At 61.0% G+C, this 16801-nt stretch carries 15 protein-coding genes, 1 tRNA gene and 2 pseudogenes; 9 read left to right on the forward strand and 9 right to left on the reverse strand.

Going from position 1 to position 16801, the window contains the following annotated elements:
* From FCU66_RS37670 to FCU66_RS37690, 5 genes are all read right to left on the reverse strand, one after another.
* Positions 1-497, reverse strand: a 497-nt coding sequence (locus FCU66_RS37670) for an alcohol dehydrogenase catalytic domain-containing protein (protein ID WP_168992245.1), incomplete at its 3' end; no start/stop codon positions are given.
* Between the two features lie 62 nt (positions 498-559).
* Positions 560-1210, reverse strand: coding sequence for a glutathione S-transferase family protein (locus tag FCU66_RS37675; RefSeq protein ID WP_136617946.1), 651 nt, complete (start codon positions 1208-1210; stop codon positions 560-562).
* A gap of 10 nt (positions 1211-1220) precedes the next feature.
* Positions 1221-2987 carry a Rieske 2Fe-2S domain-containing protein gene (locus FCU66_RS37680; RefSeq protein WP_136617947.1) on the reverse strand — a complete coding sequence of 589 codons (1767 nt, stop codon included), beginning with the start codon at positions 2985-2987 and terminating at the stop codon, positions 1221-1223.
* A 23-nt stretch (positions 2988-3010) separates the two neighbouring features.
* Positions 3011-3901 (reverse strand): aromatic ring-hydroxylating oxygenase subunit alpha, encoded by an 891-nt coding sequence (locus FCU66_RS37685; RefSeq protein ID WP_136617948.1) that lies wholly within the window; start codon positions 3899-3901, stop codon positions 3011-3013.
* A gap of 31 nt (positions 3902-3932) precedes the next feature.
* The gene (locus FCU66_RS37690) at positions 3933-4790 is read right to left on the reverse strand and encodes an aromatic ring-hydroxylating oxygenase subunit alpha (RefSeq protein ID WP_136617949.1); all 858 of its coding nucleotides are present in this window, start codon (positions 4788-4790) and stop codon (positions 3933-3935) included.
* A 249-nt stretch (positions 4791-5039) separates the two neighbouring features.
* On the opposite strand from FCU66_RS37690, the gene FCU66_RS37695 reads away from it, so the two are divergent.
* The 5 genes from FCU66_RS37695 to FCU66_RS37715 all read left to right on the forward strand — a co-directional run bounded on the left by FCU66_RS37695 (position 5040) and on the right by FCU66_RS37715 (position 10648).
* Positions 5040-5879, forward strand: coding sequence for a GntR family transcriptional regulator (locus FCU66_RS37695; RefSeq protein ID WP_136617950.1), 840 nt, complete (start codon positions 5040-5042; stop codon positions 5877-5879).
* Positions 5876-6970, forward strand: coding sequence for a BMP family ABC transporter substrate-binding protein (locus FCU66_RS37700; protein WP_136617951.1), 1095 nt, complete (start codon positions 5876-5878; stop codon positions 6968-6970). The genes FCU66_RS37695 and FCU66_RS37700 overlap by 4 nt, the downstream gene beginning before the upstream one ends.
* Positions 6971-7070: 100 nt before the next feature.
* Positions 7071-8618, forward strand: coding sequence for an ABC transporter ATP-binding protein (locus FCU66_RS37705; protein WP_136617952.1), 1548 nt, complete (start codon positions 7071-7073; stop codon positions 8616-8618).
* Entirely contained in the window at positions 8602-9696 is a 1095-nt protein-coding gene (locus FCU66_RS37710; protein ID WP_136617953.1) for an ABC transporter permease, read from the forward strand. Before FCU66_RS37705 ends, FCU66_RS37710 begins: the two co-directional genes overlap by 17 nt.
* A 31-nt stretch (positions 9697-9727) precedes the next feature.
* On the forward strand, positions 9728-10648 hold the full coding sequence (locus FCU66_RS37715; RefSeq protein WP_136617954.1) for an ABC transporter permease: 921 nt from the start codon (positions 9728-9730) through the stop codon (positions 10646-10648).
* A gap of 198 nt (positions 10649-10846) precedes the next feature.
* Here FCU66_RS37715 and glyA read toward each other — a convergent pair.
* Positions 10847-11230: pseudogene (gene glyA, locus FCU66_RS37720) on the reverse strand (serine hydroxymethyltransferase); the annotation flags it as partial.
* Positions 11231-12222: 992 nt separating this feature from the next.
* Here glyA and FCU66_RS42425 point away from each other — a divergent pair.
* Positions 12223-12474: a hypothetical protein gene (locus tag FCU66_RS42425; protein WP_136617955.1), complete on the forward strand. Its 252-nt coding sequence runs from the start codon at positions 12223-12225 to the stop codon at positions 12472-12474.
* Between the two features lie 313 nt (positions 12475-12787).
* On the forward strand, positions 12788-13924 hold the full coding sequence (locus FCU66_RS37735; RefSeq protein ID WP_246094186.1) for a tyrosine-type recombinase/integrase: 1137 nt from the start codon (positions 12788-12790) through the stop codon (positions 13922-13924).
* Positions 13925-14092: 168 nt separating this feature from the next.
* On the opposite strand, the gene FCU66_RS37740 is transcribed toward FCU66_RS37735, so the two are convergent.
* A tRNA-Ile gene (locus FCU66_RS37740) sits at positions 14093-14168 on the reverse strand.
* A gap of 134 nt (positions 14169-14302) precedes the next feature.
* On the opposite strand from FCU66_RS37740, the gene FCU66_RS37745 reads away from it, so the two are divergent.
* The gene (locus tag FCU66_RS37745; RefSeq protein WP_127265095.1) at positions 14303-15016 is read left to right on the forward strand and encodes an SIMPL domain-containing protein; all 714 of its coding nucleotides are present in this window, start codon (positions 14303-14305) and stop codon (positions 15014-15016) included.
* A 162-nt stretch (positions 15017-15178) separates the two neighbouring features.
* On the opposite strand, the gene FCU66_RS37750 is transcribed toward FCU66_RS37745, so the two are convergent.
* Both FCU66_RS37750 and FCU66_RS37755 read right to left on the reverse strand, forming a co-directional pair.
* Entirely contained in the window at positions 15179-15544 is a 366-nt protein-coding gene (locus FCU66_RS37750; protein WP_136617957.1) for a hypothetical protein, read from the reverse strand.
* Positions 15545-15798: 254 nt separating this feature from the next.
* Positions 15799-16245, reverse strand: coding sequence for a YcgN family cysteine cluster protein (locus FCU66_RS37755; RefSeq protein ID WP_136617958.1), 447 nt, complete (start codon positions 16243-16245; stop codon positions 15799-15801).
* Between the two features lie 197 nt (positions 16246-16442).
* Here FCU66_RS37755 and FCU66_RS37760 point away from each other — a divergent pair.
* Positions 16443-16801 (forward strand): annotated as a pseudogene (locus tag FCU66_RS37760) (OmpA family protein); the annotation flags it as partial.

Below are 16801 nucleotides of genomic sequence, written 5' to 3' on the forward strand. Positions count from 1 at the left end.
TAGCAGATCTTGTCGAAGGGGGCGTCGGGATTGACCTTGGCCAGCGCGATCTCGGGCAGCACGGTGAAGTTGGAGAAGGTCGAACAGCCCATATAGTGAAAGATCTTGTCCTTACCGATCGAGAAGCGCGACGAACCGTCGGGCATCAGGCCTTGGCCCTGCGTGGCGCGGATCGCCGTGCACAGATTGGTTTTCCGCGACAGGCAAGACGGGCACTGCCGGCATTCGGGCGTATAGAGCGGAATGACATGGTCGCCCTTCTTGACCGAGGTGACACCCTTGCCGACATCGACGACGACACCGGCGCCTTCATGGCCGAGGATCGCCGGAAACAAGCCCTCTGGATCGGCGCCCGACAGCGTGAACTCGTCGGTGTGGCAGATGCCGGTCGCCTTGATCTCGACCAGCACCTCGCCCTCGCGCGGACCCTCGAGGTCGACCTCCATGATCTCCAGCGGCTTTCCAGCGGCGACAGCGACAGCGGCGCGGGTTTTCATCTTCATCTCTCTCCCAAAACTTGTTTTTGCCTGAGCCATGGCTCCGGCTCGTTGTGTTCGGTCTAGGCGGCGACCTTGCCGGGACCAGCCGGGAACACGCCCGACATCACCGTAAACCCCTTGATGCGCTTGACCCGGTCGCACCAGCGCCGGATTGCCGGATAGTCCTGACGGGGAATGCCCCCCTCCTCCGACAGGATGATGTAGGGAAAGCAGGCAATGTCGGCGATGGTCGGATGACCGGCCGAGCAGATCCAACTGCGGCCTTGCTGTTCGCCGAACCAAAGGTGTTCGTCGAGGATGCGAAACAGCCGGTGCGCGCCGGCGCGCGCCACATCGATGTCGAAATCGTAGAAAAGCGCGTCATGCAAGCGGGCGGCCGACGCGGTCGAGGTGATCCCGTCAGCGAAGGCCAGCCATTGGCTGATCTCGCCAAGCAGGGCCGGGTTGTCCCTTGGATACCACGTGCCTGATGGATCGTATTTCGACGCGAGATAGACCAGGATCGCCTGCGCGTCGCGCAGCACAAGCCCGTCATCGTCAAGCACCGGCAATTGTCCAAGCGGGTTCAGCTTCAGGAACCATTCCGACTTGTGCTCACGGCCCGGGTAGAAGTCGACCGGCACGGTCTTGTAGTCGATGCGGAGAAAGCTCATCAGCAGCCGCAGCTTGTAGCAATTGCCAGACAGTTCGTAGTCGTAAAGCGTGATCATCATCTGCTCCCTAGATGTCCAGCACCAGGCGCGCCGATTTGGCTCGCGAGACACAGGTCATGATCTTGGTTCCGGCCTTCCTCTCGGCATCGTTGAGGTAGACGTCCTGATGATCCGGTTCACCCTCGATGACTGTCGCGACACAGGTGCCGCAGGCGCCTTGCTCGCAGGATGACGGAACGTCTATGCCGCTTTCGCGCATGACCTGCATAATCGTCTTGCCGGCCGGCACCTGAAGTGTGACGCAAGAGCGCGCCAGCGCCACCTCGAAGCTCGAACTGTCGTCGATCTTGTTGGTGTTCTTGAAGTATTCGAAATGGACAGCGGTATCTGGCCAACCCTGCTCTGTCGCGATCTTGCGCGCGGCTTCCAACATCGGTCCGGGGCCGCAGATGTACAGATGCATGCCGTTCCGATAGTCGGCGACGATTTGACGAAGCTCGGCGCCGGTCTGGTCGGGTGAGAGCCCGAGATGCGGCTTCAGCGCATCGCCAAGATATTTCAGCCGATCGGCGAAAGCGAGGTGCTCTTCGCCCTGTGCGAAATAGTGAAGTTCGTGCGTCAGATCCTGGTTCTTTAGCGCCTGCGCCATGGCCAGCAGCGGCGTGATGCCGATACCGCCGGCAACGAACAGCGTCTTGGTCGAATCGCGGCGCAGCGGGAAGTTGTTGCGCGGCTCGGAAATCGCCAGCACGTCGCCCTCGCGCACTGTCTCGTGCATGCATTTCGAGCCGCCCTTCGAATCCCGCTCAAGCTTGACGCCGATGACAAAGCTGTCGGTTTCGCCGGGTCCGTTGGTGATCGAGTATTGCCTGATCTCGCCGTTGGGCATGTGGACATCGATATGCGCACCTGGCTGGAACGTGGGCAGGATGCCCTTGATCGGGCGAAGCTCGAAGCCCGCGATGCCGTCTGCCGTCTGCCATTTCCTGGCCACGGTGACGCGCAGCGCCGCCTTGCGGCCATGCGTAGTCATTCCGGGCATTTCAGCGAGCTCGGCCGACACCCTTTCGTAGACCGGTTCGATGGGCGCAGGCGAAGGTACATTTGCCGCTTCGCGCTCGACCTGGTCGCGCAGCTTGGAAAGCCGTTCATTGTGGTGACGCAGTATGTCGATGCGCGCGGCTCCTTCGGCATCCTGATCGAGCACACCGCGGATCACCGAACGGTTGGAATCGACCGGCTGGACAAAGAAGACACCATGCGTCTGCGCATCGCCGTCGCGCGAGCGGAGCGCCACGGCAAAATCCTGGGCCGCGTCGATGAGAATTTCGGCGCCCTCCCCATCGATCGCCCCATTGGGTTGAAAGCGATAGGCTTTCAGTCTTTCGACGACCTTGTCGGCCGGCGCATTGACCGGAATTCCACGCAAGGCGAGCAGCTTGCCTTCGGCAAGTCCGATGACATCAGGCAGTTCGCCGCGCGGCTCTTCCGAAGACCAAACCAAGCCATAGCGCTCGACCGCCGGAAAGGTGCGGTTGGTGATGGTGCGGGCCGGCGCATCAGCCGGGTGAGCCGGGATATAGGTGCAGCCGGCAGTGCGGTTCGAATAGCGCCAACCGTGATACTGACATTTCAATTCACGCCCGTCATTGATGCCAATCGACAGTCTGACGCCGCGATGCAGGCAACGGTTCTCCCAGATGTTGACGTAGCCGTCATCGGCCCGCCAGACGGCGAATTCCCGGCCAAGCAACTGGCCATGAAAAACGTGGCGGAACTGCAAATCATGGGCAGCGGCAATCGGATGCCACCGGCTTCTGGCTTCTTCCAACATTCGTCGTCTCCAAAAATGTCTTGTCAGGCCGCGACCGGAATGACTCCGTAGGTAATGCCCTTCTGGCTGAGCCAGCGCCTGTAGGCGATGGCCGACTTGTCGGCGCGGATCGGCGTCTCGGCGCGAGGGTCTAGCGGCAGGCGTTTCGGTACCTGGTTTTCCAGGATCGGCTTGTCCTGGCCGAAGATCGTCTGCTGAAAGCGCTTGATGACCTTGTCTTCATTGTCTTCATCAAGCACGCAAAGCAGCATGTGGGCGCGCACATGTTCCTGGTCGACCGGCTGCAGGAAGACGGCGATGACATCGCGCCGGGCCTCGTCGACCGGGCTCGATTTGTAAAGCACCGAGCAATAAGGATGCGGCACGCGATAGACGTAGTCGACGTCGGCACCACCGTCGGACGCGGTCGAAGCCATCGGCTGGAAGAAGCGGCAGCGCGTGGCCAGGATCTCGTCGCGATCCACGGAGATCTCGACATCATATTCCTTGACTTCGGTGTGCGGCTCGACGCCGAGAATATCGGTGTGCACATAGGGGAAGTGGCCCATGTCGAGAAAGTTCTCGATGGCACGCGGCGCTGAAACGTTAACGCCAAACGTTGCGGCGTTGAGCTTGCGGCGGTCTGGCTCTTCATATTCCGGGATGAGAAACAGCTCGGCCGGTGGCGAGCCGAGAGAAGTCCAGACATAACCGTAGGTGCTTCTTGCCGGAAGTCTGTCGGCGGCTGGAACACGGGCAGGCCCTTGCACATCGGGATGCGAGCGCCAGACGACGGGCTCACCATCCGCATTGAGCGCGAAGCTGAGGCGCTCCTCAAGCAGAACGGTGTCCTGGACGGCGCCAGGTACAGCCTCGGCGATCGCCCCTATCGGATGCCACAGATTGAGGATCACAGGATCCAAGCATTTTGTCATCGTTTTATCCTTTGATTGCCCTCGGACGTCATCAGGCTTGTGCCGGTATCGCGCCATAGGTGACAGCCCGATCACGCAACCAACGCCGATAGGAAACCGACACGGCATCGGCACGGATCGGTGTCTCGGCGCGCGGATCGAGCGGCAGACGCTTGGGGACCTGGTTCTCCAGGATCGGCTTGTCCTGGGCGAAGATCAATTGCATGAAACTGCGCACCGTTGCCGCCTCCATGCCCTCCTTGAGATAGCAGAGATAGGGATGCGCGACGCAGTTCTCTTCGTCGACCGGCTGCACGAACAGCGTGATGACATCCAGCCTGTGCTTCTGGATCGGATTGCTCTTGTAAAGCGCCACCGTGTAGGGCCGGATCACCTTGTAGATGTAGTCGACGATGAACCCTTCCTTTGCGGTCGGTGACGCGACGGGCTGATAGAATTTGCATTCGGTCGCCAGCACCTCACCCTGGGGCGTGATTTCCACCTTGTAGGGGGCCACCTCGGTATGCGGCTCCTCGCCGAGCCAGTCGGTGTGGATGAAGGGGAAATGCCCCATGTCGAGAAAGTTCTCGACGGCGCGAAGGCCCGATACCTTGACCGCGATCGCCCCCCCGCTGACCAGGTGCCGGTCCGCCTCATTGGCTTCGGGGATGTAGATGATGTCGCGCCAGGGCTTATCCAGGCAGGTCCAAACGAAGCCATAACGTTCGGCGCTTTTCAGCGTGGCGCCCGTATCGCCGCGAACGACTTCGATCTTGTTTGAACTTTTGTGAATGGCGAGGTCGACCCCAAGCAGACGTGTCGCAAACGGCGTATCCTGGCTGAGCGATTCCTGGTCAGCGACGATATGCCAGTCGTTCAGAAGCTCCCGGTCGACACAACGGGTTGCCATCGGCATCCCTCCCAACTCGGCTAGCCCTTCACCACGAACCTAGCCCGACGTTTCGAGATGACGAAATCACAAGATTGGATACCAATCAACATTTTTTTGTCAGCCAAAATCCTTTTTTGTGTTGACAGATTATGATGATTGAATTCCGATATGGGAAAGCTGAACCTGGGATATGTCGTGCCCTGACAGGGCGTGCCTCCATCACGAAAGCCTGCTGATCATGTCGTCGAAATTGCGGAGAACCGCGCCTTGAGCAGCCGCTCCCAGACGATCGCGGACAAGCTGACCCGCGCTATCATCGACCATCGGCTCGTGCCCGGCTGCAAGCTCGGTGAACGCGAACTTTCCGAAATATTCAATGTAAGCCGCATCGTGGTGCGCCAGGCCCTGATCCGGCTAGCCGATGATGGGCTGGCGCAGATCGAACGCAACCGCGGCGCCTTCGTCGCCAAGCCGAGCATGCAGGAGGCGATGGAGATCTACGATGCGTTGACGCTTGTCGAACAAGGCGTCGCGGCCCAGCTCAGCGATCGCCTTGGGCCGGCCGGCTGGGCCGAGTTGCGCCAGCATGTCGAGCGCCAGCGCCAGGCTGTCGCCGCCGGCAACGATGCGCTGGCCGATGTGCTCGGCCAGGAATTCCATACCGTGTTCGTGCGCCTCAGCCGCAACAAGGTCATGCAGGAAATCCACGCGCAGCTGGTGCGCCGCACGACGCTGTTGCGCTCGCTCATCACCGCCGACTTCGATTATTGCAATCTGCTGGACGACCACTCGCGGGTGGTCGACCTCCTGGAAAAGGGCCGGCTGAAACAAGCCATGGACCTGATCGACACCCACCACCGCGCGGTGGTGCGCGGCTACATCATGGATCGTGAGGTGTTTCCGGAAATGACACCCGCCGAGGCCCTCGTCCCCTATCTCGACGGCACCGTCGATGCGGCCACGACAGCGGGTCCGCTCAGAAGGATGGCGAAGTCGCCGGGGAACGGCAAAGCGGCATCCCATCTGCACATCCATCTTCCAAAAGCAGATCCGGCGCCCGCAAGCCGGGCATCAAACAAAAAAACCAACAGAGGGTTACCATCATGAACGACGTAACAAGACGCGATTTCCTGAGATACAGCGGTGCGGTCGGCGCCGTGCTTGGCGCCGGAGGTTTGAGCACGATCGCGCAGGCACAGGAGGTGCTGAAAATCGGCGCGGTCTATGTCTCGCCGGTGGCTGAAATCGGCTGGACCAAGCAGCACAGCCTCGGCGTCGAGGCCATCAAGGCCGCATTCGGCGATAAGGTCGAGCTTACCGTCATCGACAACATCTTCATGCCGCAGGATGCCGAGCGCATCTTCCGCGAACTGGCCAGCGCCGGCAACAAATTGATCTTCGGCACCAGCTTTTCACACGGAACGCCGATGCAGAAAGTGGCGCCGCGGTTCCCCAAGGTGGCTTTCGAACATTGCTCCGGCATCGTCCATCTGGCCAATCTCGGCACCTTTGAAGCCAAATATTACGAGGGCACCTTCGTCGCTGGCGCGGCCGGCGGCTATATGTCGAAATCGGGCAAGATCGGCTTCATCGGCGGCTTCCCGATCCCCGACATCGTCGGCCCGGCCAATGCGCTGCTGCTCGGTGCGCAAAGCGTCAACCCGAACGCCACCTGCAACACCATCTTCCTCAACTCCTGGTTCGATCCGGGCAAGGAAAAGGAAGCCGCCAAGACGTTGCTTTCACAAGGCTGCGACGTCATCTGCTCGATGACGGACACGGCAACCGGTGTCCAGGTCGCCGGCGAAGGTGGCGCCTGGTCGATCGGCTACGCCAGCGACATGGCGAAATTCGGTTCGGGTAAGCAGTTGACGGCATTCGTCCTCGACTGGACCAGCGACTATGTTGGTGCCGCCAAGGCCGTTGCGGCAGGCACCTGGAAGCCGGAAGTGCGTTGGGACGGACTGGCGGCGGGCGTCGTGAAAATGGCACCCTACAATGACGGCATTCCGGCCGACACCAAGGCCAAGCTCAAGCAGCTCGAGGCCGACATCGGCGGCGGCAAGGTGCACCCCTACGGCGGCGAGTTGAAAGACCAGGACGGCAGCGTCAAGGTCGCCGCCGGCTCGGTTCTCGCCGACGACGACATTCGCGGCATGAACTGGTTCGTAAAGGGGATGATCGGCAAGCTGAGCTGATCGCCCCTCAAAGAGCCAGCCGGTGCCGAAGCTGGAATGCTTCGGCGCCTGCCAGCTTGCGCCTAGTCCAACCTCGCTTCATGCCACGGCAGGACACGCCATGCACCCGCGTCTAGAACTGCGCAGTATCTGCAAGCGCTACCCCGGCGTCGTCGCCAATGATGACGTTTCGTTGTCGATCCAACCCGGCGAAATCCACGCTGTCCTCGGCGAGAACGGTGCCGGCAAATCCACCCTGATGAAAATCATCTATGGTGCGGCGCAGGCTGATTCTGGCGAGATCTATTGTGACGGCAATCCGATTGCCGCGCACAACCCCGCGGTTTCCCGCGCGCTCGGCATCGAGATGGTCTACCAGCATTTCGCGTTGTTCGAATCCGTGTCGGTGGTCGAGAACATTGCCCTGTCGGCCAGCAGCGCGTTCCATCTACCGACACTTGCCGAAAAGATCCGCAACCTCTCCATGCGTTACGGCATGCCGATCGATCCGCATCGCCAGGTGCACGATCTGTCGGTTGGCGAGCGCCAGCGCGTAGAGATCGTCCGCTGCCTGCTGCAGGCGCCGAAACTCCTGATCCTCGACGAACCAACTTCCGTGCTGACGCCACAGGCGGTGGTCAAGCTGTTCGAGACGCTTAGGCAACTCGCCGCCGAAGGTTGCAGCATCGTCTATATCAGCCACAAGCTCGACGAGGTGCAGGAACTCTGCGACACCGCCACCGTGCTGCGCAACGGCAAGGTCACCGGCACTGCCCGCCCGAAAGAGACGACATCGCTGGAGCTTGCCCGCATGATGGTCGGTTCCAAGCTACCTGAAATGCATGTCAGCCCGCCAGTCCCAAGTGAGAAGCCGGTGCTTGAGGTCAATGGCCTTTCGGTCAAGGCCAGGGACCATTTCGGCGTCGACCTGAAGAATGTTTCATTCAATGTGCATGGCGGGGAGATCGTCGGCCTTGCCGGTGTCTCCGGAAACGGCCAGGCCGAGCTGGTCGCCTTGCTCAGCGGCGAACGCACCCATGACCGCGGCGACGCGATCAGGATTTGTGGCATCGACGCCGCCCGCCTGCGCCCCAACGAACGCCGCAAGCTCGGCATCGCCTTTGTCCCCGAAGAGCGGCTCGGACGCGGTGCCGTGCCATCCCACACGCTGTGGGAGAACGCCGTACTGACCGCGCATCGCTTCGGCACGGTGCGCAACGGACTGGTCGATCGCCGCAAGGCCAAGGCTTTCGCCACCGGTATCATCGACAGGTTCAAGGTCAAGGCCAACGGGGCGCAGTCGATCGCGCAGAGCCTGTCGGGCGGCAATCTGCAGAAATTCATCGTTGGACGCGAGATCGCGCTCAAGCCAAAGCTGTTCCTGGTCTCGCAGCCGACCTGGGGCGTCGATGTCGGCGCATCCGCCTTCATCCGGCAAACCATTATCGATCTCAGCCGCGCCGGGGCAGCGGTGCTTGTCGTCTCCGAAGAACTCGATGAGTTGTTCGAGATCTGTGACCGGCTGCTGGTGATCTGCCAGGGAAAGGTGTCTGCGCCACTCATCCGCACGACAACCGACCGCGAGGAAATCGGACTTCTGATGACCGGCCGGGGCATGAGCGAAGGCGCATCGGCGAATGGGAGTGGCGACATTGTACTTCAGGATTGAACAAAGGCCGGAGCCTTCCGCGCCGATGCGCGTTGCCGCACCCATCCTGGCGACGATACTGACGGTTGTCGTCGGCTCGATTTTCTTCGCCTCCCTCGGACATGATCCGCTGGCGACGCTTTATGCGTTCTTTGTCGAGCCGCTCAGCTCGATGAACGGACTGTCGGAATGGCTGCTCAAGGCCTCGCCGCTGATCCTCATCGCTTGCGGGCTGGCCGTCGGTTTTCGTGCCAACGTCTGGAACATAGGCGCCGAGGGCCAGTTCACGATGGGTGCGATTGCCGCAAGCGGTGTCGGGCTGTTCTGGCCGAACCCGGAGAGCGTGCTGCTGTTGCCCCTGATGTTCGTGGCCGGCATGGGCGCGGGCATGGCATGGGCTGCAATCCCCGCGTTCCTGCGCGCCCGCATGAACACCAACGAGATCCTCGTCACGCTGATGATGACCTACATCGCCACGCTGTTCCTGTCCTATCTTGTGCATGGACCGTGGCGCGATCCGGCCGGATTCAACTATCCGCAGACGGCCCTCCTGCCCGCAGCCGCGTTACTCCAGTCCTTTGACCCGGCCTACCGGCTCAATTCCTCTATCTTCATCACCGTCGCCGCCGTCATCCTGATGTGGCTGTTCACCGATCGCAGCTTCCTGGGTTACAAAATGTCGGTGAGCGGCGCGGCCCCCCTCGCCGCGCGCTATGCCGGCTTTCGCGAGTCGGCAGCGGTCTGGATCGGACTGCTGGCCGGGGGTGCCGCAGCCGGGATCGCCGGCATGGCGGAAGCTGCCGGACCGCTCGGCCAGCTGTCGCCGCAAATATCGCCAGGCTATGGTTTCGCGGCCATCATCGTCGCCTTCATCGGGCGGCTGAACGCGTTCGGCATCGTGCTTGGCGGGCTGTTGATGTCGCTGCTCTTCCTCGGCGGAGAGGGCGTGCAGATGACTCTGGGCCTGCCCTCAGCGATGACGCGGATCTTCCAGGGGTTCCTGCTGTTCTTCCTGCTCGCCGCCGACTTCTTCATTTTCTATCGCGTTCGCCTGGTGCGACCCATCAGAGACGCGCATGCGCTCGAGACAGCACGATGAGCGAAATTCGGACAATGCGGGAGACAGCCTGATGGATCTATTCATTGCCATCTTCACCGGCACCATCATCGCCGCCACCCCCCTGATATTCGCGGCACTCGGCGAACTCGTGGTCGAGAAGTCCGGCGTTCTCAACCTCGGCATCGAGGGCATGATGCTGATGGGGGCGGCACTGGCTTTCTGGGCCGTCACCGCCGGCTACTCCATGCCGGTCGCGATTCTTGCCGGCGCGTTGGCGGGTGCGGCCACCTCACTGCTGTTCGGCGTTCTGGCGCTGACTTTCCTGACCAATCAATATGCTGCCGGACTGGCGCTGGCGATCTTCGGTTCTGGTGTGTCTGCCTTCCTCGGACGCGGCTTCGGCAGTGAGCCGATCGAGGCGCTGCATCGTGTCAACATCCCCGTCCTGTCCGATTTGCCGTTGATCGGCCCGATGCTCTTCCGCTTCGACGCGATGGTCTACCTGGCCCTGGTGATGTTCGTTGCCATCAGCTGGTTTCTCTATCGCACGAAGGCCGGCCTGGTCCTGCGCACGATCGGCGAGTCACCGCAGACGTCGCATGCGATCGGCTACCCCGTGATCAGGATACGCTACGCAGCCGTGCTATTCGGAGGGGCTATGGCGGGTCTGGCAGGAGCCTATCTGTCAGTCGCCTACACACCGCTTTGGGTCGAGAACATGACCGCAGGCAAGGGCTGGATCGCACTGGCGCTGGTGGTGTTCGCCACCTGGCGCCCGCTACGCATCCTGCTTGGCGCATGGCTGTTCGGCGGTATGACGATCCTCCAGCTTCAGGGACAAGCGCTCGGACTTGAAGTGCCGTCCGAACTGCTGTCAGCCCTTCCTTATCTGGCCACCATCATCGTCCTGGTGCTGATCTCTCGAGACCGCCAGATGCTTGCGCTCCATTTCCCGGCCTCGCTTGCAAAGCCATTTCGCCCGGCGAGTTGAGCGGCGGGCCTATTCCCTATTGTAGGGAATGCCGAATGCAGACAGCCGGCATCATGCAAACGAAATCGAACTGCGTTCCGGCTGCGTCATCTCCAATAGTCGAAGGTATGGCTTCGTAGCGCAAGCGTTTGCTTCCACACCTTGAACCGCCTTCCTTCGGACGGTTCAGCAAGCGTAGATCGGGAATGCCTGGCAAAGCTATGCGACCGAGTGGCGGGCCGCCTGCTCCTGCTTGGTGCCCCGTTGCGTCCCGGCCGCGTCGAGCACGTCGGCTATGAGCTGTCCCACCCGTGCAAACTCCCCTTCCCCAAAGCCGCGCGTCGTTGCTGCCTGCGTGCCCAGCCGGATGCCGGAGGTGACGGCGGGCGGCGCCGGGTCAAAGGGAATGCCGCTCTTGTTGCATGTCAGGCCGGCGCGGCCCAACGCCTCCTCGGCATCCTTGCCGGACAGGCTCTTGCTGCGCTGATCGACCAGCAGCAGATGGGTGTCGGTTCCGCCGGAAACGATGTCGAAGCCACGTTCGGCCAGGGTTGCGGCCAATGTTCTGGCATTCGCCACCACCTGCCGGGCGTAGTCCTTGAAGCAGAGCGCCGCCTAGGCTTTTGGCTTCGCCTTTCTTACCTCCTCAACGGCGATGTTTAACGCCGTTTCAAAGGGGTGCCTTAAGTCAGCAATCTTGTCCTTCCTTAGCTCAGCGGTCTGTTTTGAAATAGGCGCAAGCTCCCAAATAAGCGCGTTCCCCGTCCCCAGAAGGTGAGCCAGAGCAGCATCCGTGGCCGCCGTCGTTTCCAAAAGATCCCGCGACTTCCCAATGTTCATCTGCAAATGACGCGCGAGCCCTTTACATTGCCCGCTTCCGCATTGATCGCCTCTCTGCGCAACTTATGCAGGTACTCCACTGCTGCTCCGATTGGCATTTGTTCCTCCCTTGCTGTCGAATCGTCACTGATCATCGTACGCCTCATTCTGAAAGATGGCCGCGCGATATCGTGAGCTTGGCGACTTAGGCAAAACCAACTAGCGTTGGTGTCTCCCCCGCCGAACTATTGCCAAAACGACCGTTTTCCGGACATTTATTTCGGGTGGCAAGCGAATGGCGATCCAACTGCGATTTTGTGTACGGGAACTGTGCGCGGATTTCGGTTGCAGACAAAACGAGGCCTTCAAATTCCGATGCCGGTATTAGGGCGAGACAACCAACGTCTGCCCTGAGTAAAAATGAATCCTCATCCAAGACAACGCAGTAGGAACCGCCGCTCTGATGAGTGGGGGGAAAGGCGGTAGCGCTCTAGCGACTCAAACCCCCGAAATGGTAGCGAGACATTCCGCCGCCCGTCACCCCTCCGATGCGCACGTCGCTGCTCGCCTTTGCCGAACGAGCTAGCCAGCCGGCTTCCACATGACGCGACATCTCATATAGGGCAGCACGATCTCGTCATTATCGAATGGTGCGGGGATGTGGATTTGCGGACGGCAACTATGGCTCGCCTATCTTGGTAGAGGCTTGTTGAAGCGGTCAGACATTTTGTCTTTCATCACGCTGTTTTGGCACCAAAAAATTCAAGGCCGCGTCTATGAACAATGACGCGCTTTCATACCCGCCTCGAGGGCTCTCTCGTGAGGAGGCAGCGAGATATATCGGCGTAGGACCGACGCTATTCGACGAAATGGTTGCTGATGGCCGCATGCCGAGGCCTAAGCTCATCAACAGTCGCACGATTTGGGATCGTGTCACCCTCGATATCGCTTTCTCCTCCCTGCCGGACAAAGATAGCGGTCTCCAAGAACTGTTGGATCGGAGTAAGCGGAAGGCGGCAACAAGATAGAGACTACGCACATTGCGTATACGCTGTCGGCGTAGTACGGTCATCGTCTGAGCGGAAGGGATGATGTGAACGAGAATGAGAAGCTTGCGCGAGATGTGAAAGCCTGGCGGGCGAAGGGAGGATTCACCGCTGAAAGTGCGGCCAAGGTATTGGGAATACCCAAACGCACATATGAGGGCATAGAGCAAGGTCGAGGTTTCCCGTACCCGATACTCCTACGCGTTGCCCTCGAAAGCAAAACCCTTTCGCTTCAAGCGATGATAGAGGCCTACCCCGTGGGAAAGCGGCGGTAGAAGACTGGAAGGAGGGTTTAATGGCCCGGCCATTCAAGGATGACACTTACCCCGGCGTTTCGTCGCGCCTCAAAAACGGAAAAACAGTCTATCGTTATCGTGCCAAGGGAATGCCCGAAATCCGCCTCCCCGGTCAGCCCGGCGATCCGGAATTCGAGGCTGCCTATGAAAGGGCAACGCAAGGCCAGAGCCTGAAGGCAATTATTATCGACCTACCCGGTCGGGCGTTGCCAAAGACATTCGGTCATGCTGCGCGGCGACTTGAAGCGACGATGGAATGGCTGGACTTTGACGAAGCGACGCAACGGAAAAATGCTCGGCTTATTGAACGCTTCCTTCGGATGCAGGTCGATCCTGCCTATCCGCTGACTTGGCGCGATACGCCAGTAGAACATCTCGACGCCGACCATCTGCGCGCGGTTATCGAAAGCGTCTTTGCCGCCAACCGGACGGTTGCCAAGCACCTGCTAGTCGCAATCAAGAAGCTCCTGTGGGTGGCGATCGAAGTTGAGAAATGGATCAAACCGCAGGACGATCCCTCACTGTCGATCCGCGTCCGCATTCCTAAATCGACCGCCAATCCCGCGTGGCCGGTCCCCATTCGTGAAAAGTTCGAGGCGCGCCATCCGATCGGCTCCCCGCCGCGTACCTGTTACGCGCTCGGCTTCTGGCTCGGCAACCGACGCGGCGATATCGCCTCATTGGAATGGGACGATTTGGTCTGCGAGGAGATCGAACTGTTCGATGGCTCTCTAGAGGTGATCGAGGCGTTCGATTTCCGGCAGAAGAAGAACCGCAACCGTCACGGCGGCCGCGAGATGTTTATCCCCATCGTCGACAAGCTGGCGCAAGCGTTGGCGCCGCTCGATCGTTCGAAAGGCGGGACGGTGCTGAAGAATGCTTATGGGCGGCCATTCGCGGAAAAGAGCCTCACCGGCATGATGGCACATTGGAACAAGCAGGCCGGCATTCAGGAGGGCTACACTCTGCACGGGCTACGCCGTACTTTCGGCACGTATCTCGCCGAATGCAACATCCAAGCGCGCCATCATGGAGGCGATGGGGCATTCTTCCATGACGGTCACGGACGAATATGTCCGAGAGGCCAACAAGAAGCGAATGGCTGTCGACATAGCCCGCGCCATCAACGAACGTGAGGCCAAACGCGATGCGATGAAGCAGCGAGCGGCCCTGCGCGTCGTCAAGTAAGTGAAATCAACCAACCATGCGCAGGGCGGCATATCGGCCGCCCTTTCCTTTGGGCCCACAATGGGCCCAAAACGTTTTGGGCCAAGGCATATTTTTATCAATAAAATCAACAGTTATGGTGGGCCCGGAGGGACTCGAACCCCCAACCAAGCGGTTATGAGCCGCCGGCTCTAACCATTGAGCTACAGGCCCCACGCGGGCTGGATTAATGTTTTTCCCGTCGCGGCACAAGGCTTTCCCGACGGGCTTTCGGAGATCGCCCAAATCAACCCATAATCGGGCTCTACGCGACCTCTGCGACTTGATCGCGGACCAAGGAGATTTTCATGACCAGACACCTTTTGCCTCTCGCGCTCGCCGCTGCAATCGCTTTTCCGGCGATGGCTGGAGCCACCGATTTGCCGACGCCGCCCCGCATCATCGTGTCAGGCGAAGGCGAAGCAACCGTAGCCCCTGATCTGGCGGTCCTGACGCTGAGCGTCATGCGCGAAGCCAAGACCGCGCGCGCGGCGCTCGACGCCAACAATGACGCCATGGCCGCAGTGATCGCGGCGATGAAATCGGCCGGCATCAAGGACCGCGACCTGCAGACCGCCGGCATCCAGATCAACCCGCGCTACAACTACACCAACAAGCCGGACGGCAGCCAGGAAGCCGAACTCGTCGCCTATCAGGTGACCAATACGCTTTCGGTGCGGGTGCGCGATGTCGACAAGACCGGCGAGATCCTCGACAAGGCGGTGTCGCTCGGCGTCAACCAGGGCGGCGGCATCGCCTTCACCAATGACAACCCGGCGGCCACGGTCACCGAGGCGCGTAAGAAGGCGGTCGCCAACGCCATGGCCAAGGCCAAGACGCTGGCCGAGGCCGCAGGCGTCAGCCTCGGCCGTGTGCTCGAGATCACCGATCAGAACATGGCGCCGACGCCAATGCCGATCAACGCCAAGGCCTTCGATGCCGCGGCGGGTGCTGCGGCTCCCGTGCAGGCCGGCGAGAATTCCTACAATGTGCAGGTCACCGTCACCTTCGAGTTGAAATAGGCGCTCTGACGATCCGTGGCTGGGCCTTGCCCCAGCCACGGATGCAATCACCCGCCGATAGCGTGCATGAAAAACCCCACGGGATCGCTCCCGCGGGGTTTTTTCGAGCCACACCCTTCAAACGGAAAGGGGCTCTGCTACTTCTGGCTGACCCTCATAGCCTCAGCGATAGATAACCGGGCAGCCGCGCTCATTGGCGAACACGATCACGACGCGGTCGCCGTCCTGACGGCCCATCACCTTGACCGTGCGGCGGTTGACGTCGACGATGCGGGCACGATAGAGGCCCATGCGTTCGGCCTTGTCGAGGGCGCGTTCCGGCGAACAGCCGCGGCGCCAATTATCGCGGCGTTCATCACGGCGATGGTCGCGACGATAGTAATCATCATCACCGGTATAGACGCCGAAACGCGGGTCGTTGTTGTTGCCGAAGCCGAGATAGAGGCTGTCGGCATGAGCGGGGATGGCCGCCAGCGTGCCGAGGCCGACCAGGGCCGAGAGGGCCACCGTCTTGATCGTGTTGAACATGGTCTTCTCTCCTTGTTGCGGGCCTTCGCCCGTCCTCGTGAACCGATGGGGGGAGAATGCACTTGCCTGTCTGAACTCTTTACGAACCTGCTGTTCATCTCCGGTTCATGTGGCGAGAAAAGGGAAATTTCCGGCCATTCGCCATCGTCCACAGCCTGTGGTGAACGCCAAAACGCCCGACTGAGCACCCGGTCCCCACCCAGTGGGCCGAGGACTTGACGCCAGTCCTACGGCTCCTCGTCCCGGCGCGAGCCTCAGGGCTCCTCGTCCAGCATGTAGTCAAAATAGTCTTCCGGCTCGGCAAGATCGGTTTCGCTCGCCTTGACCCGGCCGCGCATCGAGATGCCGGCTTCATGCACGGTCTCGGCACTGCCCGACACCAGCCGGTGCCACCAGTAGAGGTCGCGGCCCTCGGCCACCAGCCGGTAGGCGCAGGTGCTGGGCAGCCAGCTGATGGTGCGCACATTCTGCGGCGTCAGCCCGACGCAGTCGGGAACACGCGCCAGCCGGTTGGCGTAGTCCGAACAGCGGCAGGTCTCGGCGTCGAACAGCCGGCAGCCGACGCTGGTCCAGTAGATCTCGCCGGTATCCTCGTCCTCAAGCTTCGACAGACAGCATTTGCCGCAGCCGTCGCACAGCGATTCCCACTCGGCCGGGCTCATCGCCTCCAGCGCCTTGGTTTTCCAGAATGGCGTTTCCATTCCCGGCATGTGGCCCCGGCCGCCGGCAAGGTCAAGCGCGGCAACGGCCCGAATACGGCAATCGCCAGGTGAATGACACGAAGTTGCCTTCAAAAGGCCGGCCAATCGCCCTGCAAGGCCTCTATTCACGCCAAACCGGAACCAATCGGCGTAAGATCGGTTTCGGCAAGGATGGGACCCCATAAGGAGAGTTTTCGATGAAACGCCAACCACGGATACTGGCCGGCACCGCACTTGGCCTGCTGATGGCATCCGCGCCGTTGGGCGCGTTCCCGCTTCAGGGAGGTGCCGCATTCGGCTCTGCCCAGCGCACGTCAGCCCCATTCATTTTGGCGCAGGCTGCGTGCGCCGAGGGCGAATCGGCCGAGGCCTGCGCGCAGAAGCAGCAGGCGGAACCCGAACAGAAGCCCGGGCGCAAGAAGGCCGAGCCCGAACAGCAGGCAGCGCCTGCTCAGAGCGAGCAGCCCGCCGAGGAGCAGCAGCCACGCAGGAAGAAGCGCGATCAGCAGCAGCAGACCGAGCAGGCGCCGGCCGAGCAGGCCGCGCCCGCCGAGGA

The sequence above is a fragment of the Mesorhizobium norvegicum genome, from assembly GCF_004919685.1.
In the GTDB taxonomy this organism is placed as follows: Bacteria; Pseudomonadota; Alphaproteobacteria; order Rhizobiales; family Rhizobiaceae; genus Mesorhizobium; species Mesorhizobium norvegicum.